The organism is Kitasatospora sp. NPDC036934 (assembly GCF_055608425.1).
In genome coordinates this window covers 15,216-34,092 of sequence record NZ_JBVJQR010000022.1, presented here as the reverse complement: position 1 = coordinate 34,092, position 18,877 = coordinate 15,216, and the positions used below count along the sequence as shown (strand labels likewise).

Annotated in this window: 17 protein-coding genes; 9 read left to right on the top strand and 8 right to left on the bottom strand. The window is 73.2% G+C overall.

Annotated features, from left to right (window positions below):
- Positions 1–124: 124 nt before the first annotated feature.
- The 3 genes from ACZ7BZ_RS28635 to ACZ7BZ_RS28625 all read right to left on the bottom strand — a co-directional run bounded on the left by ACZ7BZ_RS28635 (position 125) and on the right by ACZ7BZ_RS28625 (position 1,846).
- The gene (locus tag ACZ7BZ_RS28635; protein ID WP_380456877.1) at positions 125–583 is read right to left on the bottom strand and encodes a MarR family winged helix-turn-helix transcriptional regulator; all 459 of its coding nucleotides are present in this window, start codon (positions 581–583) and stop codon (positions 125–127) included.
- A 94-nt stretch (positions 584–677) separates the two neighbouring features.
- Positions 678–1,094, bottom strand: coding sequence for a DUF3037 domain-containing protein (locus tag ACZ7BZ_RS28630; RefSeq protein WP_465748352.1), 417 nt, complete (start codon positions 1,092–1,094; stop codon positions 678–680).
- Positions 1,091–1,846, bottom strand: coding sequence for a HipA family kinase (locus tag ACZ7BZ_RS28625; RefSeq protein WP_470360847.1), 756 nt, complete (start codon positions 1,844–1,846; stop codon positions 1,091–1,093). The genes ACZ7BZ_RS28630 and ACZ7BZ_RS28625 overlap by 4 nt, the downstream gene beginning before the upstream one ends.
- A 180-nt stretch (positions 1,847–2,026) precedes the next feature.
- Between ACZ7BZ_RS28625 and ACZ7BZ_RS28620 the strand changes: the two genes are divergently transcribed.
- Entirely contained in the window at positions 2,027–3,385 is a 1,359-nt protein-coding gene (locus ACZ7BZ_RS28620) for an NAD(P)/FAD-dependent oxidoreductase (protein WP_380456871.1), read from the top strand.
- An 85-nt stretch (positions 3,386–3,470) separates the two neighbouring features.
- Here ACZ7BZ_RS28620 and ACZ7BZ_RS28615 read toward each other — a convergent pair whose 3' ends face one another.
- Both ACZ7BZ_RS28615 and ACZ7BZ_RS28610 read right to left on the bottom strand, forming a co-directional pair.
- Positions 3,471–4,664: a GDSL-type esterase/lipase family protein gene (locus ACZ7BZ_RS28615; protein ID WP_470360846.1), complete on the bottom strand. Its 1,194-nt coding sequence runs from the start codon at positions 4,662–4,664 to the stop codon at positions 3,471–3,473.
- 156 nt (positions 4,665–4,820) lie between these two features.
- On the bottom strand, positions 4,821–6,158 hold the full coding sequence (locus ACZ7BZ_RS28610) for an aminotransferase class I/II-fold pyridoxal phosphate-dependent enzyme (RefSeq protein ID WP_470360845.1): 1,338 nt from the start codon (positions 6,156–6,158) through the stop codon (positions 4,821–4,823).
- A 34-nt stretch (positions 6,159–6,192) separates the two neighbouring features.
- Between ACZ7BZ_RS28610 and ACZ7BZ_RS28605 the strand changes: the two genes are divergently transcribed.
- The 6 genes from ACZ7BZ_RS28605 (at position 6,193) to ACZ7BZ_RS28580 (ending at position 11,865) form a co-directional block, all read left to right on the top strand.
- A complete protein-coding gene (locus ACZ7BZ_RS28605) occupies positions 6,193–6,921 on the top strand; it encodes a pyridoxamine 5'-phosphate oxidase family protein (protein WP_470360844.1) in 729 nt (242 codons plus the stop codon).
- A 12-nt stretch (positions 6,922–6,933) separates the two neighbouring features.
- On the top strand, positions 6,934–7,593 hold the full coding sequence (locus tag ACZ7BZ_RS28600; protein WP_470360843.1) for an FMN-binding negative transcriptional regulator: 660 nt from the start codon (positions 6,934–6,936) through the stop codon (positions 7,591–7,593).
- A 114-nt stretch (positions 7,594–7,707) separates the two neighbouring features.
- Positions 7,708–9,120 carry a sugar porter family MFS transporter gene (locus ACZ7BZ_RS28595; protein WP_470360842.1) on the top strand — a complete coding sequence of 471 codons (1,413 nt, stop codon included), beginning with the start codon at positions 7,708–7,710 and terminating at the stop codon, positions 9,118–9,120.
- A gap of 57 nt (positions 9,121–9,177) precedes the next feature.
- Entirely contained in the window at positions 9,178–9,879 is a 702-nt protein-coding gene (locus tag ACZ7BZ_RS28590) for a dienelactone hydrolase family protein (RefSeq protein WP_470360841.1), read from the top strand.
- A 62-nt stretch (positions 9,880–9,941) separates the two neighbouring features.
- Entirely contained in the window at positions 9,942–11,225 is a 1,284-nt protein-coding gene (locus tag ACZ7BZ_RS28585) for an MFS transporter (protein ID WP_470360840.1), read from the top strand.
- A 100-nt stretch (positions 11,226–11,325) separates the two neighbouring features.
- Complete coding sequence (locus ACZ7BZ_RS28580) at positions 11,326–11,865, top strand: HAD domain-containing protein (protein WP_470360839.1); 540 nt, start codon at positions 11,326–11,328, stop codon at positions 11,863–11,865.
- On the opposite strand, the gene ACZ7BZ_RS28575 is transcribed toward ACZ7BZ_RS28580, so the two are convergent.
- Positions 11,843–12,658 carry a CPBP family intramembrane glutamic endopeptidase gene (locus tag ACZ7BZ_RS28575; RefSeq protein ID WP_470360838.1) on the bottom strand — a complete coding sequence of 272 codons (816 nt, stop codon included), beginning with the start codon at positions 12,656–12,658 and terminating at the stop codon, positions 11,843–11,845. The genes ACZ7BZ_RS28580 and ACZ7BZ_RS28575 overlap by 23 nt on opposite strands.
- Before the next feature lie 69 nt (positions 12,659–12,727).
- Positions 12,728–14,233 (bottom strand): glutamate-cysteine ligase family protein, encoded by a 1,506-nt coding sequence (locus ACZ7BZ_RS28570; protein ID WP_470360837.1) that lies wholly within the window; start codon positions 14,231–14,233, stop codon positions 12,728–12,730.
- Between the two features lie 376 nt (positions 14,234–14,609).
- On the opposite strand from ACZ7BZ_RS28570, the gene ACZ7BZ_RS28565 reads away from it, so the two are divergent.
- Together ACZ7BZ_RS28565 and ACZ7BZ_RS28560 are read left to right on the top strand one after the other, a co-directional pair.
- The gene (locus tag ACZ7BZ_RS28565; RefSeq protein ID WP_470360836.1) at positions 14,610–15,182 is read left to right on the top strand and encodes a hypothetical protein; all 573 of its coding nucleotides are present in this window, start codon (positions 14,610–14,612) and stop codon (positions 15,180–15,182) included.
- 415 nt (positions 15,183–15,597) lie between these two features.
- A complete protein-coding gene (locus ACZ7BZ_RS28560; protein WP_380456847.1) occupies positions 15,598–15,789 on the top strand; it encodes a DUF5999 family protein in 192 nt (63 codons plus the stop codon).
- Between the two features lie 129 nt (positions 15,790–15,918).
- Here ACZ7BZ_RS28560 and gcvP read toward each other — a convergent pair whose 3' ends face one another.
- Positions 15,919–18,819 carry an aminomethyl-transferring glycine dehydrogenase gene (gene gcvP, locus ACZ7BZ_RS28555; protein WP_470360835.1) on the bottom strand — a complete coding sequence of 967 codons (2,901 nt, stop codon included), beginning with the start codon at positions 18,817–18,819 and terminating at the stop codon, positions 15,919–15,921.
- Positions 18,820–18,877 lie beyond the last annotated feature (58 nt).

Below are 18,877 nucleotides of genomic sequence, written 5' to 3'. Positions count from 1 at the left end.
GCAGCCCCACCGATGCGCCCACGGCCCGCCGATGCACCCACGAGCGCAACCACCGATGCGCCCACGGCCCGCCATGCGCTCACGGCCCGCCGATGCGCCCGTGAGCGCACCGGCCGGGCGGCCGCTACTGCTGCGCGACGCCCGTCCGGCCGGCCAGCACCGGGAGGACCTGCCCGCAGATCGAGTGCAGGGCGATCCGCTGCTCGTCGGTCATCGCCTCGAAGGCCTGGTGGGTGCGGGCCATCTCGCCGCGGATGCGGTTGAGGATCTCCCGGCCCTCGTCCGTGATCACCACGATCTTCACCCGCCGGTCGCCGGCGGCAGCCTCCCGGTTGGCGAGGCCCAGCGTCTCCAGCCGGTCCACGATCCCGGTCACGTTCGACGCGTCGCAGCCCAGGCGCCCGGCCAGTGCCCGCATCGGCACCGGTTCCTGCACCGAGCCCAGCGCCTTGGCCTGGGAGGAGGACAGCCCGTGCCGGGCCGCGGCCGCCGCGAAGTCCTGGAAGTACGCGGCGCCGACGGCGGCCAACGCCTCCATCAGCTCGGCGTTGGTCGGTACGGTCGTCGTCGAGGTCGAACCCATGGGGTCAGCGTACGGCCGAGTGCTTCAGTAACTCAAGCTTTGACCACGGCAACCGTCGGCGAGTCGCCTCACACGTCCGTCGATCGGGGGAAGGTCAGAGCACCAGCTGATCGAACAGCCGCCGCAGCTCCGCCTCCGGGTCCGCGGTCAACCCGGTGTGCACCGGCCCCGGCTGGACGATCGCGCTGCGCGGCGCGGTCAGCCAGCGGAACCGCTGCCCGGGGCTGTCCGAAGCGGCCGGACCGGCGGCCGGGCCACCCAGGCAGACCGCCTCGATCCCCTGCAGCGCCCGCCGCACCCCCTGCACGTCCGCCACCGGGTCCAGCGCCAGCAGCCGGGCCTGGTCCAGGTGGGTGCGCGCGGCCAGGTGCGCGTTCTGCCGGCAGTACAGCAGCACCCCGACGTTCACGCACTCACCCCGCTCCACCCGCGGCACCGCCCGGATCACGGCGTACTCGTAGTCGTGCAGCTCCACGACGGCCGGCAGCGCGGCCGACAGCGGCTCGGTCATGCGGGCACCTCCGGCAGCCAGTCACGCGGACCGGCCAGTCGCTCGGTCAGCTGGGAGCGGTACGCGGCGCGCACGTCCTCGGGCGAGTCGAAGCCGAACTCGTCCATCAGCCACACCTCGGGGATCTGCGCCACCGCCGCCTCGACCGCCGCCTCCGCGAGCGGCGCGAGCTCCTTGTCCGCCGCCGCCAGATCCGGCCGGGCCCGCAGCAGCGCATGGTCGGACGCGTCGTACGGGCGGCGCACCCAGGCGGCGGCGCCGGCCCAGTTGTGGTGGAAGATCAGGCTCGCGCCGTGGTCGATCAGCCGCAGCCCGCCGGTGGCCACCAGCAGGTTGGGGTTGCGCCAGGACCGGTCGACGTTGCCGATCAGCGCGTCGAACCAGAGCACCTGCCCGGCCAGTTCGGGGTCCACGTCGAAGCAGAGCGGGTCGAAGTTGAGCGCGCCGCTGACGAAGGCCATCCCGAGGTTGGTCCCGCCGCTGGCCCGCATCTGGTCCTGCACCTGGTGGTCCGGCTCGCTGCGCGCGAGCACCGGATCCAGGTCGACGGTCACCAGCTCCGGCACCGGCAGCCCGAGCCGCCGGCCCAGTTCCCCGGCCAGCACCTCCGCCACCAGGGCCTTGCGGCCCTGCGCCGCGCCGACCCATTTCAGCGCGTACAGCCGCCGGTCGTCGGCCTCGACCAGGCCCGGCATCGAGCCGCCTTCTCGCAGTGGCGTCACATACCGGACCGCCGTCACCTCGGGGAGCACGCCCGACAGCCTATCGGTGCCCGTCCCCCTCCGTACGTCCCCGCCCCACGACCCACCCGTCCCCCTTTCCCCGCCTCCCCCCTCCGCCCCACCCCGGTGGCAGCCCCCGCTGCTCCGTGCGAGTGTGGCGGACAGTAATGGGGGCCTTCCGGTACGACCTGTACGGCAAAGGGATGAGCGATGGAACGACCTCGGATCCTGATCGTGGGCGGCGGCTTCGCAGGCCTGGAGTGCGCCCGCCGCCTCGAACGCAAGCTCTCGCCGTCGGAGGCCGAGATCACGCTGGTCACACCGTTCAGCTACCAGCTCTACCTCCCCCTCCTCCCGCACGTCGCCGCCGGCGTCCTCACCCCCCAGTCCGTCGCGGTCTCGCTGCGCCGGAGCCTGCGCCGCACCCACATCGTCCCGGGCGGCGCCATCGGTGTGGACCCGGCCTCCCGGGTGTGTGTCGTCCGCAAGATCACCGACGAGGTGGTCGCGCAGAAGTACGACGTCCTGGTGCTCGCCCCCGGCAGCGTCACCCGCACCTTCGACATCCCCGGGCTCACCGACTACGCCCGCGGCATGAAGACGCTTGCCGAGGCGGCCTACGTCCGCGACCACGTGATCGCCCAACTCGACCTCGCCTCGGCCACCTTGGACCAGCGCGAGCGCGAGTCCCGGCTGCAGTTCGTGGTCGTGGGCGGCGGCTACGCGGGCACCGAGACGGCCGCCTGCCTGCAGCGCCTGACCACCGCCGCCGCCCGCCGCTACCCCCGGCTGGACGCCCGCCAGATCAAGTGGCACCTGATCGACATCGCCCCCAAGCTGATGCCCGAGCTCGGCGACGCACTCGGCACGGCCGCCCTGGAGGTGCTGCGCGACCGCGGCATCGACGTGTCGCTGGGCGTCTCGGTGGCCGAAGTCGGCGCCGAGTCGGTCAAGTTCACCGACGGCCGGGTGCTCCCCTGCCGCACCCTGATCTGGACCGCCGGCGTGGCCGCGAGCCCGTTGATCGGCACCCTGGACGCGGAGACGGTCCGCGGCCGGCTGGTGGTGACGGCCGAGATGCGGGTGCCGCAGTTCGAGGGCGTGTTCGCGCTCGGTGACGCGGCCGCCGTCCCCGACCTGGCCAAGGGCGACGGCGCGGTCTGCCCGCCGACCGCCCAGCACTCGGCCCGCCAGGGCCGCGCGGTGGCCGACAACGTGATCGCCTCGCTCCGCAACCAGCCCCTGGAGCCCTACTACCACAAGGACTTGGGCCTGGTGGTCGACCTCGGCGGCAAGGACGCGGTGTCCAAGCCGGTCGGCGTCGAACTGCGCGGCGTGCCGGCCCAGTTGGTGGCCCGCGGCTACCACCTGATGGCGATGCGCACCAATGTGGCGAAGTTCCGGGTGGGCGCGAACTGGCTGCTCAACGCGACCGCCGGGGACGACTTCGTCCGCACCGGCTTCCTGGCCCGCCAGCCCGCCCGACTGCAGGACTTCGAGTACACCGACGCCTATCTGACGAAAGATCAGGTGCGGGCCCACGCCCAGTCCCTGCTCGCCAAGGGCTGACCCGAGGGCCGACCCCCAGCCCGAAGCCCGCCCCGAACCGCCCCGCCGCCCCTCGCCCGGGCGGAGGGGCGGCGGCACGTCCGTCTCACTCCGCCGTCAGGTACATCCCGCTCGCGTCCCGCCCGGCCGTGTTGTTGCACGCGAAGTTGCCCGTCGGCCGCGCCCACAGCTGGCTCAGGCACGCACCGAGCGCCTGCTGCCCGTAGTAGTTGGGGTGCATCGACTCCTGCAGCACGCCCTGGGTGGTGTTGAGCCCGCCGTCCAGGAAGCGCGCCCACTCACTGGTGGTCGCGGACGGGCCGGAGCCCGCGGTCGGCTGCTGCGCGGAGGTGGAGCACACCTCGCGGCCCTGCAGCATGTTGGAGAGGTCCAGGAACTGCGCCCCCTTGGACGCCGCGACTCCGGCCAGCGCCTTGGAGATCTCCGGCACCATCGAGTCGCGCGCCCAGTCCGCGTCGCCGTCCCAGAACGGGCAGCCGCCGGTGTCCGAGCGGCTCCAGCCGCTCTCCGGGTAGCGCATCTCGGCGCTGCGCGGGATCGGCGAGGGGTACGACTGCAGCACCAGCCGGTAGTCGGACGACGCGTAGCCCGCGTTGGCCATGGCGGCCCGGATCTCGTCGATCGCCTTGCCGACCCCGGCCATCGCGGCAGGCATCTTCGAGTCGATCGCCGACTGCTGCGAGTTGTGGCAGTAGGAGTACCAGACCAGGTAGTCCTGGACGCAGTTGGAGATCACGCTGGAGAAGCCGAGGTCGTTGCCGCCGATCGACAGCGTGATCAGCTTGACGTTGTTCTGGGCAGCCACGGTGGCGAGTTGGTCTGCCTGCGGGGCCTCGCCCTTGAGGGACTGCCCGCCGTTGGAGGCGCGGAAGATGTTGCCGGTGACGGCACCCGAGCAGGCCAGGTTGATCTGCTTCTGCGCGACGCCCTGGGCGCCGAGCACCTCGGCGACGTCGGAGCGGTCGCACCCGCTCGCCGCCGTCGGGCCGTAGACCACCGAGGGGTCGTACGAACTGCCGTTCCAGGCCCGGTCGGTGCCGCTCCGGCTCCCGCTGGAGTCGGCCGAGTTGCCCTTCCAGCGGCCTGCCTCGCCGGAGATGTAGCTGTCGCCGAGGGTGACGCTGGCGGTCGGCCCGCTGGGTGCGGTGGCCGGGGCCGCCGAGGCGGGGGCGGCGAGGGCCAGTCCGGCCAGGGTCAGCGGCAGGGCGGCGGCTGCGGTGAGCAGCCGTCGGCCGAGTCGAGGGGTGCTGCGGGTGATGCTCGAACCGTTTTCGGGCACGGCGGAACTCCTGCGGCTCGGTCTCCCCGCGGTATGGGGACGGGAAGACGCGTAGGTGAGGGAAGGCCGCCGGCCGGTGGCGCAAGGAAGATGACATGGCCGTGCCGGTCACCGCTAGGTACGTGCAGCAGGTTTCCCGCTTTGTTACCGACGGGTTCAGACCAGCCTGGTGTCGGCACCGCCCGTTCCCAGGACCGCCGCCAGGTCGTCGGCCAGTTCCGTTGCGCCCGCCGGGTCGAGGCACGCGACGGTGAACCGCAGCCCGGGCGGCGACTGGATCCGGAACCGCGCCCCGGGCGCCGCCACCCAGCCGCGCTGCACCAGCGCCGCCAGCGCCGAGGTCTCGTCCGGCACCGGCACCCAGACGTTCAGCCCGCTCGCCCCGTGCGCCTCGATGCCGCGCGCCGCCAGCTCCGTCAGCAGCGTCTCCCGGCGCTCCCGGTAGGCGGCGGCCACGCTCGCGGCCGGCGCCGCGTCGGCCCGCCAGAGTTCGGCGACGGTGCGCTGCAGCAGGTGGCTGACCCAGCCCGCGCCGAGCCGCAGCCGCCCGGCGACCCGGCCGACCGTCTCCTCGTCGCCGACCATCACCGCCACCCGCAGGTCCGGCCCGTAGGCCTTGGCCGCCGAGCGCACCACCGCCCAGTGCCGTGAGCCGGCCCCGACCAGGGGCCGGTACGGCTGGTCGACCATGCCGTGCCCGTGGTCGTCCTCGATCAGCAGCACTCCGGGGTGCTCGGCCAGCACCGCCCGCAGCTCCGCCGCCCGGGCCTCGCCGACCGCCGCGCCGGTCGGGTTCTGCGCGCGGCTGGTCGCCACGACCGCGCGGGCGCCCTGGGCCAGCGCCGCGGCCAGCGAGTCCGGCAGCAGTCCCTCGTCGTCCAGACGGACCGGCAGGGGCCGCAGGCCCATCGCGGGCAGCAGGTCGAGCAGGCTGCCCCAGCCCGGGTCCTCGACGGCCACCGGGTCGCCGGGGCGCAGCCAGGCCCCGAGGGTGCGCTCGACGGCGTCCAGCGCGCCGGAGGCGACGGCGATCGGGCCGCCGGGCAGTCCGTCGGCCTCGAAGGAGGCGCGGGCGAGTCGGAGCAGGCCGGGGTCGGTGCGCGGGTGCCCGTAGAGCACGGGTTCGGCCCGGGCGGCCTCGGCGGCGGCCGTCAGGGCCGGGACGAGGTCGGGCAGCAGCGCCGGGTCGGGGTTGCCGCTGGACAGATCGCGGGCCCGGGCGGGGACGGGGATGCGGATCTGGTCGCGCGGGGTGAGCGCGGGCCTGGGGAGGATCCGGCTGCCCTTTCGCCCGGCCGTCTCGATCACGCCGCGGTCGCGCAGCAGCCGGTAGGCGGCGGCCACCGTGTTGGGGTTGACGCCGAGTTCCGTCGCGAGTTCGCGCAGCGGGGGCAGCGCGGCTCCGGGTGCGAGCCGCCCGCTGCTCACGCCCTGTTCGATGTGGGCCGCGATTTCGCTGGCGCGTCGCCCTTTCAGCGGATAGTCTCCTAGCACAAAGCTGATTATGCACTAGTACATAGAGGTTGTCATGTCGACCACACCGGAAGCCCACCCGGAAGCCCATCCGGACGCCCACCGGGACGCCCCCTCCGGATCCCGGCCCGAGGCGGCCGCCAGCTACGCCCGCACCCCCCGCACCACCCCCACCCGCTACAAGGACCGCGCCACCTGGGAGCGGGAGGCGATCCACGCCATCCTCGACGGGACCTACCTCTGCCATCTCGGCTTCGTCGCCGACGGCGCCCCGGTCGTCCTGCCGACGATCTACGCCCGGGTCGGCAGCCGGCTCTACCTGCACGGCTCCACCGGCAGCCGCCCGCTGCGCGCCGCCACCGACGAGCAGGGCCTGAAGGTCTGCGTCACCGTCACCCACGTCGACGCCCTGGTGCTGACCAAGTCCGCCTTCAACCACTCGGTGAACTTCCGCTCGGTGGTCGCCCACGGCACCGCGTACCAGGTCACCGACCCCGAGGAACTGGACGTCGCGCTGGCCGCCCTGGTCGACCAGGTCGTCCCCGGCCGCTCCGGCGAGGTCCGCCCGGCCAACCCCAAGGAGCTCGCCGCCACCGCCGTGATCCGGCTGGAGCTGGACGAGGTCTCGGCCAAGACCCGCGAGGACGGCGCCAACGACGACCCGGCCGACGCCGACCTGCCGCACTGGTCCGGCATCGTCCCGGTCAGCACCGTGTTCGGCACCCCCGAGCCGTACGACCCGACGATCCCGCTGCCCGCGCACATGCGCGCGTTCCCCCGCTGAGGAGGGCCCCAGATGCTGATCAGGTCCTGGGACCGCGGCGACGAGCAGGAGTGGCAGGCCTGGCTGGCCGAGGGCCGCGACTTCGGCCTGCTCGCCGCCAACGGCCGCCCCGGCGACGGCCCGGTGCTCGTCCCGACGCACTTCCTGCTGGACGCCGGGCGCGGCGAGATCCTGCTCCACCTCGCCGCACCCAACCCGCTGCTGGCCGCCGTCCGGTCCGACCCGAACGTCACCCTGGCGGTCACCGACGACTACGCCTTCGCCCCCGGCCACTGGCGCGGTGAGCCCGGCACGCCCACCAGCTACTACGCCTCGGTCCACTTCCACTGCACCGCCGAGCTGGTCGAGTCCGCCGCGGGCAAGGCGGAGATCCTCAACCGCCAGCTGGCACACTTCCAGCCGGAGACCCCGCAGGTCCGGGTGGTCCCCGGCGAGGGCGAGTTCGCCCGGCTGCTGCCCGGTCTGCGCGGGCTGCGGCTGACGGTCCGCGAGGTGCGCGCCAAGTTCAAGTACGACGACAAGAAGCCGGCCGCGGCGCAGCACGCGATCGCCGACCGACTCGCCGCCCGGGCGGACGCCCCCGCCCTGCGCCGCGACCAGGACGCCGCCGCCCGCGCCCAGCTGCTGCGGCGCCACGAGCGGCGCACGAGCACCATCCGCACCACCGACTGACCCTGTTTCACCCGATCGGCCCTGAACTCGGGCAGGTCGGCCGCCGCGCTGCTCGAATGTGAGACGAGTCCTGCCCAGCCGTCAGAGCGGGCCCGTCCACCCCGGGGAGCGCACGTGTCCACAGTCCACCAGCAACGGGCGTCCGGCGAGGCCCACCTCGGGCACGTGATCTTCATTTCGGCGGCCGCCGCGATGGGCGGCTTCCTGTTCGGCTACGACAGCGCCGTGATCAACGGCGCGGTCACGGGCATCCAGAAGCACTTCGCGGTGGGCCACGGCACCACCGCCTTCGTGGTGGCCATCGCGCTACTGGGCTCGGCCGTCGGCGCGGTGATCGCCGGCCGGCTGGCCGACCACTTCGGCCGGGTGCGCACGATGCTGCTGGCCGCCGTGCTGTTCGCGGCCAGCGGCATCGGCTCGATGTTCCCGCCGAACATCGAGGCGCTCGCCTCCTGGCGCGTGGTCGGCGGCATCGCTATCGGCATCGCCTCGGTGATCGCCCCCACCTACATCGCCGAGGTCGCCCCGACCGCCTATCGGGGCCGGCTGGCGTCCTTCCAGCAGATGGCGATCGTGCTCGGCATCACCGTCTCCCAACTCGCCAACTGGGCGCTCAACCAGGCCGCCGGCGGCGAGTCAACCGGCCACCTGGGCGGTATCCAGGCCTGGCAGTGGATGCTCGGCGTCGAGGCCATCCCGGCCCTGGTGTACGGCCTGATGGCGCTGGCCATCCCGGAGTCGCCCCGCTACCTGATCGCCGACCACCGCGAGGCCCAGGCCCGCAAGGTGCTGGCCGAGGTCGAGGGCGAGGACGTCGACCTGGACGCCCGGGTCGCCGAGATCCGCGCGGTGCTGGCGTCCACCCACAAGCCCCGGCTCAGGGACCTGCTCGGCGGCCGCTTCGGCCTGCTGCCGATCGTCTGGGTCGGCATCGGCGCCTCGGTGTTCCAGCAGTTCGTCGGCATCAACGTGATCTTCTACTACTCCTCCCTCCTGTGGCAGTCGGTCGGCATCAACGAGTCCAACTCGCTGCTGATCAGCCTCTCCACCTCGATCATCAACGTGATCGGCACGGTGATCGCGATGGTCCTGGTGGACCGGATCGGCCGCAAGCCGCTGGCCCTGGCCGGCTCCGTCGGCATGGCCCTCGCCCTGTCCACCGCCGCCTGGGCGTTCTCCTACCGGCACGGCACCGGCGACACCGCCACCCTGGACAACACCCACGCCACCGTCGCCCTGGTCGCCGCGCACGTGTTCGTGCTCTGCTTCGCCTTCTCCTGGGGCGTGGTGGTCTGGGTGCTGCTCGGCGAGATGTTCCCCAACCGGATCCGCGCGCTGGCCCTGTCGGTCGCCGCCTCGGCCCAGTGGATCGCCAACTGGGCGATCACCGTCAGCTTCCCGGACCTCGCCGACTGGAACCTCTCCGCGACGTACGTCATCTACGCGGCCTTCGCGCTGCTCTCGATCCCGTTCGTGGCCTTCTGCATCAAGGAGACCAAGGGCCGCGCCCTGGAAGAGATGGGCTGACCGTCCACGCCCTCCCGTCCCCTCGCCGCACGCGGCCCGACCCACCGAGAGGAAGCCATGCCTGACCAGGGCGGCTCCCGGCAGAACGTCACCTTCCCGAGCAACGGCCGCACCGCGCACGGGTACCTGGCCCGTCCTCCGCAGGGGGTCGGGCCGGGCCTGGTGGTGGTGCAGGAGTGGTGGGGGCTCACTTCGCACGTCGCGGACATGGCCGACCGCTTCGCCACCGAGGGGTTCACCGTCCTCGCCCCCGACCTGTTCGGCGGCGCCACCACCCACGACCGCGCCGAGGCGGCCCGGCTCAAGCGCGAACTGCCGGTCGAGCGGGCCGTCGAGGACCTCTCCGGCGCCGTCGACTTCCTGCTCTCGCTGGACGACGTGGTCGGCGACGCGGTCGGCGTGGTCGGCTTCTGCATGGGCGGCGGCTTCGCCCTGGTGCTGGCTGCCCGGGCCGGCGACCGGGTGGCCGCCGCGGTCCCGTTCTACGGCCTCCCGCCGGACCCGGACTTCGACTACCGCGGCCTGACCGCCCACGTCCTGGGCCACTTCGGCGAACTCGACGGCTCCATCCCGATGGCCGCCGTGGACGAGGCCGCGATCCGGATCGGCGAGGCCACCGACATCCGCCCCGAGATCCACTTCTACCCGGCCGGGCACGCCTTCATGAACGACGAGAACCCGCTCGGCACCCACGACCCCCTGCAGGCCCGGATCGCCTGGCGGCGCACCCTCACTTTCCTCTGGGGCCACCTCGGCTGACGCACCGGACAGGGGCCGAAACCGGATGGACACCTGTACGGACTCCGGCCATAGTCACCCGGGTGCCCACCCCACCCCCGCCGCGCCCCCGCCGCCTGTCCTGGGCGAGCCGCAACTTCCGGATCCAGACCGCCGCCACCGTGATCAGCGGCCTCGGCAACGCCGGCGCCCCCGTCGCCACCGCCTTCGCCGTTCTCGGCAACGGCGGCGGCGCCGCTGAGATCGGCTACGTCACCGCCGCCCGGCTGGTCCCCACCGTGCTGCTGGTGGTGGTCGGAGGCACCCTCGCCGACCGGCTGCCGCGCCACCACGTCATGGTCGCCGCCAACCTGTTCAGCGGCGTCTCCCAGGCCGTCCTGGCCGCCCTGGTCCTGGCCGGGAACGTCCGGCTGTGGCAGTTGCTGGTGCTCTCCGCCGCCGGCGGCGCCGGCTACGCGCTCTACTCCCCCGCCGCCGGGGGCATGATCATGCAGGCCGTCCCCCGGGACCACGCCGCCCGGGCCTTCTCGGTCTTCCGGATGGGCCAGAACGCCGCCCAGATCGGCGGCGCCGCCCTCGGCGGGGCGCTCACCGCCGCGGCCGGCCCCGGCTGGGTGCTCGGCCTGGACGCCCTCTGCTTCCTGGCCGCCGCCGGCCTGCGGTTCCTCCTGGAGGCCGAGTCCGCCCCCGCGCCCACGGGCGGCGGCATGCTGCGCGACCTGCGGGAGGGCTGGCAGGAGTTCGCCTCCCGCCGCTGGCTCTGGGTGATCGTGCTGCAGTTCGCCGTGGTGGTGGCCTGCATCAACACGGTCGAGTCGGTGTACGGGCCGACGGTGGCCGAGCAACGCCTGGGCGGCGCGGGCGCCTGGGGCCTGGCGATGTCCGCCTACGGCGTCGGCCTGGTGGTCACCGGTCTGCTGATGGCCCGCTGGCGCCCCCGCCGGATCCTGCTGGTCGGCAACTGGGGCGTGTTCCTGTTCGGCGCGCCCGCCCTGGCCCTGGCCGCCGGCGCACCGCTGCCGGCACTGGTCGCCGCGATGTTCCTGTCCGGCGTCGGGGTGACCGTCTTCGGCGTCAACTGGATGGTCGTGCTCCAGCAGGAGATCCCGGAGGAGATGTTCTCCCGGGTCTCCGCGTACGACGAGCTCGGCTCCTACTCGCTGGCCCCGGTCGGCACCGCGCTGGCCGGCCCGGTGGCCGCCGCGCTCGGCCTGTCCGGCGCGCTCTGGGCCTGCGCCGCGCTGTGCCTGCTGCTCAGCGCCGCCGTGCTGATCGACCCGCAGGTCCGCCGGCTGTCCCGCCGCGCTCCCCGTCGGAGCACCCCGGACGCACCGGTGCCCGCGAGCGAGCCCGCGCCCGCGCCGTGAGCGCCCTGTGCGCCCCGCGTGCGCCCGCCTAAGAGCAACCAGGGGTACGGGTGGTTCGTCCGACCAGGTAGGAAACACCATCCACTTGGGGGGCCCACCGGTGCCGAAGCCACTGCTGTTCCTGGACGTCGACGGGGTGCTGAACCCGGTCTGTCCGCATCCGGACGCCGGGTTCGACTCCCACACCCTGCTGGGCTACGCCGTCCTGCTCGCCGCCAAGCACGGCGCCTGGCTGCGCGAACTGGCCGGCACCTACGAACTGGTCTGGGCCACCACCTGGGAGGAGCACGCCAACGACCACATCGCCCCGGCGATCGGCCTGGACCCGCTCCCCTTCGTCCGCTTCACCGGCTACGTCCCCCAGCCCGGCGACCCGCGCGTCCCGCTCATGGAGCTGTTCTCCGCCCGCAAGTGGGCGCCGCTGCTGCGCTACGCCGAGGGACGGCCGTTCGCCTGGGTGGACGACGTCATCCCGTCCCGACTGGTCCGCCGCTCGCTCTGGCGCCGCGACCGCCTGCTGCTGCCGATCGACCCCGGTCAGGGTCTGGAGCGCCGGCACGTCGACCGGCTGCTCATCCGCCCGCCGCGCGCCCACGCGCTGCCGGCCGGCGGACCGCTCAGGGGGTCGGCAGCCAGCTGACGTGCCCGGCGAGCAGCGCGTACCCGACGAAGGCCACCGTGTCGATCAGCGCGTGCGCCGCCACCAGCGGCATCACCCGCCCCCAGCGCCGGTACAGCAGGCAGAACACCGCCCCCATCACCATGTTGCCGACCAGCCCGCCGACTCCCTGGTACAGGTGGTACGAGCCGCGCAGCACCGAGCTGGCCGCCACCACCGCGGGCCAGGACCACCCGCGCTGCGCCAGCCGGCGCAGCAGGTAGCCGAGGACGACGACCTCCTCCAGGATCGCGTTCTGCCAGGCCGACAGCACCAGCACCGGCACCCGCCACCAGACGTCCGGCAGTCCCGAGGGCGCCACCGTCAGGTTGTACCCGGCGGCCTGCGAGGCCAGGTACAACACCAGCCCGGAGCCGCCGATCGCCGCCGCGACGCCCGCGCCCCGGCCGAGGTCGCGCAGTTTCTGGCGCAGGTCGAAGCCCAGCACCCGCAGCGAGGCGCCCTCGCGCACCAGCAGGTAGCCGACCAGCACCACCGGCATCAGCCCGCGCGCGATGGAGTAGAGCTGCCACACCAGGTCCAGCCAGGGCCGCCCGGGCGCGCGCGAGCCGTTCAGCGTGGCGACCTGCTGCCCGAGGTGGATCGGTTCGGTGAGCGAGCCCGCGAAGCTGATCACCGCGCTGATCCCGCTGGCCCCGAGCGACAGTCCGAGGACGATCAGCAGTTCAACGCCGAGCAGGCGCGGGGTGGGCGGCGCGCTCTCCGGCGCGGTCGAGCGGGTCGTCACGGGCGCTCCATCGAACGGATGCTCCATCGAACGGGTGATGGCTCCGGCGGTCGGCCGACGACCGGAGCGATCATCCTGACACAGCCTCCGGAGCGCTCAGCCGACCGGCCAGGTGTGCACCGGCTCGCCGCCGCGCATGTGCTCGGCGTAGCGCCTGGTCATCGCGGCGAGCGCGGCCGGGCGGTCCATCCCGTACCGCTCGCGCAGCCGGTGGAAGGTGGCGCTCTGCCAGGCCGCGCCGTTGGTGCGGCGCAGACAGCGCTGCTCGATGATCCCCAGGTAGCGGTCCCGGTCGGCGGGTTCGACGCCCCACTCGTCCAGGCCCTGGTAGGCCATCGGCAGCAGCTCGTTGAGGACCAGGTCGACCGCCGACACCGTCTGCAATCCGCCGCCGCGGCCGGCCCGGCCGGAGCGCGGCCACTGGAACACCGCGTCGATGCCGTACCGGGCGCCCTGCCGGAAGTTCTCGTCCGCCCGCTCGAACGGCAGCCGGGTCCAGATCGGCCGGGGCTGCTCGGCGAGCACCCGCACCAGCCCGTAGTAGAAGGCGGCGTTGGCCAGGGTGTCGGCCACCGTCGGCCCGGCCGGCAGCGCCCGGTTCTCCACCCGCAGGTGCGCGACCCCGCCGGAGACGTCGTACACCGGCCGGTTCCAGCGGTAGATGGTCCCGTTGTGCAGCCGCATCTCGGCGAGCCGGGGCGCGCCTCCGGAGGCCAGTACCTTCAGCGGATCCTCGTCGTCGCAGATCGGCAGCAGTGCCGGGAAGTAGCGTAGGTTCTCCTCGAACAGGTCGTACGCCGAGTCCACCCAGCGCTCGCCGAACCAGGTGATCGGACGCACGCCCTGGGCCTTGAGCTCCGCCGAACGGGTGTCACAGGCCTGTTGGAAGAGCACCGGACGGGTCTCCCGCCACAGCTCCCGCCCGAACAGGAACGGGGAGTTGGCACCGAGCGCGAGCTGTGGCCCGCAGATCGCCTGGGCCGCGTTCCACACCGAGGAGAACCGCTCCGGGGTCACCTGGAGGTGCAGTTGAAGCGAGGTCGCGGCGGCCTCGGCGACCATGGTGATCGACTCCAGCTGGAGGTGCTCGACGCCCTCGATGTCCAGCGCGATGTCCTCCCCCCGGGCGGCCAGGATCTGGTCGCTGAGCAGGCTGTACCGCTGGTTGTGACTCATCGCGTCCAGCCCGGTGTGGTCGTTCTCCAGGGTCGGCAGGATGCCCACCATGACGATCCGGGCGCCGGCCTCCGCCGCCTGCCGGTCGGCGTAGCGCAGTCCGGTGTCGATCTCCTCGCGCAGCTCCTCGAAGACGTGCCCGCTGAGCTGGTGCGGCACGATGTTGACCTCGATGTTGAACTGGCCCAGCTCGGTCTGGAAGTCGCTGGAGCCGATCGCGCTCAGCACCTGGGCGTTGCGCATCACCGGCAGGCCCTGTTCGTCGGCCAGGTTGAGCTCGATCTCCAGCCCCATCACCGCCCGCGGCCGGTCGAAGCGGTCCTCGCGCAGCATCCGCCCGAGCGCGTCGAGGCAGGCTTGGAGCTTGAGCCGGTACTGCTGCCGATCCGCGAGATCCGCCCGAGTCGCCACGACCTTCTCGCCCACGGTCCCCTCCTCCTGAGACACCCGGCCGGTCGACCGTGCCAGCATCATGCCCACCTCGAAGATCGATACCCGAACGCGCCGACTGGCTTGCAATGCAAGGGATCTGACGGTAATTCAGGCCATCTGCAGACTTGCTCGGCGCCACCGCCTGTGATAAACAGATCACCCTGCGCATTTGTTCGATGAAGTCGCTGAGTTCGCACTGCGCTCCGGCCGGTCCGCTCCCCGCCCCGAGGCCCTCGTCGACGGCGGCGACCGCGCCGGCACCGCGATCCTGCACAACCGGACAAGGCCGGCCCCCGTCACCGTAGACGCACCGCGCCGCGCCGGTATGCCGCACTCGCACGCCGATCTCACCTGGAGAGGCGGACCCGCCATGACCCTGCAGACCCCCCAGCCCCCACCGAGCGCCCTACGCGCGGTGCTGGGCGCGCTCGACTCGGAGACCGCGCTGCGCCAGCCCGCCGCCGCAGCGCTGCGTCACCCGACCGGTCCACTGCTCCCCGCGCACCCGCTCGCGGTGCACGTCCTCGACGGTCCGCACCCGGAACTGCCCAACGCCCGTCGGACGGGCTGGCGCTTCCTGATCAAGGACGGCCCGGAGGTGGCGGCCGCCGCCGAGGTGGTGCAGAGCGCCGAGGGCCACACCTTCTCCCACTTCACCGCCGGCCCGTACCTCTCCTCCACCGTCCGGGCGCTGCGCGAGGCCTGGCAACTCGCCCAGGGCTCCCGCTCCCGCAGCCAGCCTCGGCTGCTGACCTTCCCGGGCCAGTACGCCACCGCGCTCTGGCTGCACAGCCCCGACGCCGGCCCGTCCACCGACCTGCTGATCCCGCTGGCCCCGGCCCCGCTCGGCGTCACCGCGCACCGCGCCTACCCGGCCGCCGAACTGCTCCCGCTGCTCGCCCGCGCACCGCTGGCCCGGCCGCTGCTGCTCGGCTCCGCCTGAGCCCGCGCCACCCGCCGGACCGGCCGCCGGGCACCGTGCCCGGCGGCCCTTCGCCGTGCGCTCCGACGGCCGTCGACGGCATCACCCGAACGGCTACCACCCGAGTGGGCCACCCGCCATGGCCCCGTCGGGCCATGCGCTGACTGACCCACCGGTGTGCGGATTCCCCCTGGCCCCACCTGAACGGGTGATCTCTGCCCCGGAGTTGTGGCGCGTGTCACCAAATTGCTGCGCGCGCGAGCCCGGATGCCGACACTGGGAACTAGCGTGGAAGGACCACCTGTCCTACCCACTTGAGCATCGGTCAAACCTGGCTGATGCGCGGACAGGATCCGACCACCAGGCGGCTCCGGACGGCTCGACCTCCGGTGACCGCACCACGGGGAGGATCGCAGAGCGAAGCGAGGGTACGCGTATGTGCCAGCACCGTCCTGAGTGCCCGATGGCCGAGTCCGAGGACCGCGAGGCGGCCGTACCGGTGGCCTGCCACCCGGAGCAGGGCTGGAGCCTGCTCTGCAACGGCGTCGTCCTGTTCGAGGACACCGGAGAGCTGCTGCCCGACGGCCGGGTGATCGGCCCGCGCCGGCCCGTCGCCCACGCGGCCTGAGCCGACCCGGCCCGACGACCGTACGGCCGGAACCGTACGGCCCGGGCCCCATCGGGCGGGGGAGACACCGAGGAGCAAAGGGCAGGGCCCTGGCAGAAACGTTCTGCCAGGGCCCTGCCGCGTTCCGACTCAGACGCCGTACTCGTCCAGCGGCGGGCAGGAGCAGACCAGGTTGCGGTCGCCGTACGCGCCGTCGATCCGGCTCACCGGCGGCCAGTACTTGTCCGCCGGGTTCACGCCCGCCGGGAAGACCGCCTCCTGCCGCGAGTAGCCGTGCGCCCAGTCGCCGGCCAGCGTGGCGGCGGTGTGCGGGGCGTTGCGCAGCGGGTTGTCGTCGGCGGCCCACTCGCCCGAGCCGACCTTGTCGATCTCGCCGCGGATCTCGATCATCGCGTCGCAGAAGCGGTCGATCTCGTGCAGGTCCTCGGACTCGGTCGGCTCGATCATCAGCGTGCCGGCCACCGGGAAGGACATCGTCGGCGCATGGAAGCCGTAGTCGATCAGGCGCTTGGCGATGTCGTCCACCGTCACGCCCGTCTCCTTGGTCAGCGGACGCAGGTCGATGATGCACTCGTGCGCGACCAGCCCGCCCGGACCGGTGTAGAGCACCGGGAAGTGCGGGGCCAGGCGCTTGGCGATGTAGTTGGCGTTCAGCACCGCGACCTGGGTCGCGTGCTTGAGCCCCTCGCCGCCCATCAGCCGGACGTACGCCCAGGAGATCGGCAGGATCGCCGCCGAGCCCCACGGCGCGGCCGAGATCGGGCCGACGCCGGTGGCCGGGCCTGCCTCCGCCTGCAGCGGGTGGTTCGGCAGGTACGGCGCCAGGTGGGCGCGCACCGCGACCGGGCCGACGCCCGGGCCGCCGCCGCCGTGCGGGATGCAGAAGGTCTTGTGCAGGTTCAGGTGCGAGACGTCCGCGCCGAACTTGCCCGGCTTGGCGAGGCCGACCAGGGCGTTCAGGTTGGCGCCGTCCACGTACACCTGGCCGCCGGCCTCGTGCACCAGGGCGCAGATGTCGGTGATCTGGGTCTCGTACACGCCGTGGGTCGACGGGTAGGTGACCATCAGCACCGACAGGTTGTCGCGGTGCTGCTCGATCTTGGCCTTCAGGTCCTCGACGTCCACGTCGCCGTCGACCAGGGTCTTCACCACGACGACGCGCATGCCGGCCATCACCGCGGAGGCGGCGTTGGTGCCGTGCGCCGAGGACGGGATCAGGCAGACGTCGCGCTGGGTGTCGCCGTTGGCGTGGTGGTAGGCGCGGACGGCCAGCAGGCCGGCCAGCTCGCCCTGGGAGCCGGCGTTCGGCTGGATCGAGACGGCGTCGTAGCCGGTGACCTCGACCAGCTGCTGCTCCAGCTGGCGGATCAGGGTCAGGTAGCCCGCGGCCTGGTCGACCGGCGCGAAGGGGTGCAGCTGACCGAACTCCGGCCAGGTCACCGCCTCCATCTCGGTGGTGGCGTTGAGCTTCATGGTGCAGGAGCCCAGCGGGATCATGCCGCGGTCCAGCGCGTAGTCCCGGTCCGACAGGCGGCGCAGGTAGCGCAGCATGGCGGTCTCCGAGCGGTGGCTGTGGAAGACCGGGTGGGTCAGGTACTCGTCCGCGCGCAGCAGCGCGGCGGGCAGCGCGTCGGCGGCCTCCGCGACCTCGACCGCGGGGACGCCGAACGCGGCCCAGACGCCGGCCAGGTGCTCGCGGGTGGTGGTCTCGTCGGTGGAGACCGAGATCCGGTCCTCGCCGTCCTGGAACACGTTGATGCCGTTGGCGCGGGCGGCCGCGGCGATCCCGGCGGCGCGGCCCGGGACGACGGCGGTGACGGTGTCGAAGAACTCGCCGTGCAGCAGCTCGACGCCTCCGGCCCGCAGACCCTCGGCGAGGGCGGCGGCGTAGCGGTGGGTGCGCCGGGCGATGTCGGCCAGGCCGTCCGGGCCGTGGTAGACGGCGTACATCGAGGCCATCACGGCGAGCAGCACCTGGGCGGTGCAGATGTTGCTGGTGGCCTTCTCGCGGCGGATGTGCTGCTCGCGGGTCTGCAGCGCCAGGCGGTAGGCGCGGTTGCCGTCGGCGTCGACGGAGACGCCGACCAGGCGGCCGGGCAGCGAGCGGGCGTACTCGGCGCGCACCGAGAGGTAGCCGGCGTGCGGACCGCCGAAGCCCATCGGCACGCCGAAGCGCTGCGAGGTGCCGCAGGCGATGTCGGCGCCCAGCGCGCCCGGGGACTTGAGCAGGGTCAGCGCCAGCAGGTCGGCGGCGACGGCGACGATCGCGCCCAACCCGTGGGCCCGCTCGATCACCGGGGTGAGGTCGCGGACCACGCCGGTGGCGCCCGGGTACTGCAGCAGCACGCCGAAGACGCCGCGCTCGGCGATCTCGGCCGGGATGCCCCCGGACAGGTCGGCGACGACGACCTCGACACCGGTCGGCACGGCGCGGGTGTTGATCACCGCGACGGTCTGCGGCAGGGTCTCGGCGTCGACCAGGAAGACGCCGCCCTTGACCTTGGTGACGCGGCGGGCCAGCGCCATCGCCTCGGCGGCCGCGGTGCCCTCGTCCAGCAGCGAGGAACCGGAGGTGGGCAGGCCGGTCAGGTCGGAGACCAGGGTCTGGAAGTTGAGCAGCGCCTCCAGGCGGCCCTGCGAGATCTCCGGCTGGTACGGGGTGTAGGCCGTGTACCAGGCCGGGTTCTCCATGACGTTGCGCAGGATCACCGGCGGGGTGAAGGTGCCGTAGTAGCCCAGGCCGATCATCGGCTGGAGCACCTGGTTGCGGCCGGCCAGCTCGCGCAGCTCGGCGAGGACCTGCGCCTCACTGCGGCCCGCGGGCAGGTCCAGGGCGGTGATGGAACGGATCGCCTCGGGAACGGCGGTGGCGGCGAGCTCGTCCAGCGAGCCGTAGCCGACGGACGCCAGCATCTTCTCCTGCGCGGCGGCGTCAGGGCCGATGTGGCGGTTCTCGAAGGGGCTGGCCAGCTCAAGCTCGGTGAGGGTCGAGGCGCTGGTGGGGCGTCCCGCGTTCGGCTGGGCGTTCATGGTGGTCGAGGCCTCCTGGTCACGGACCGGCGGGGGTACGCACGCCGACCGGCCGACG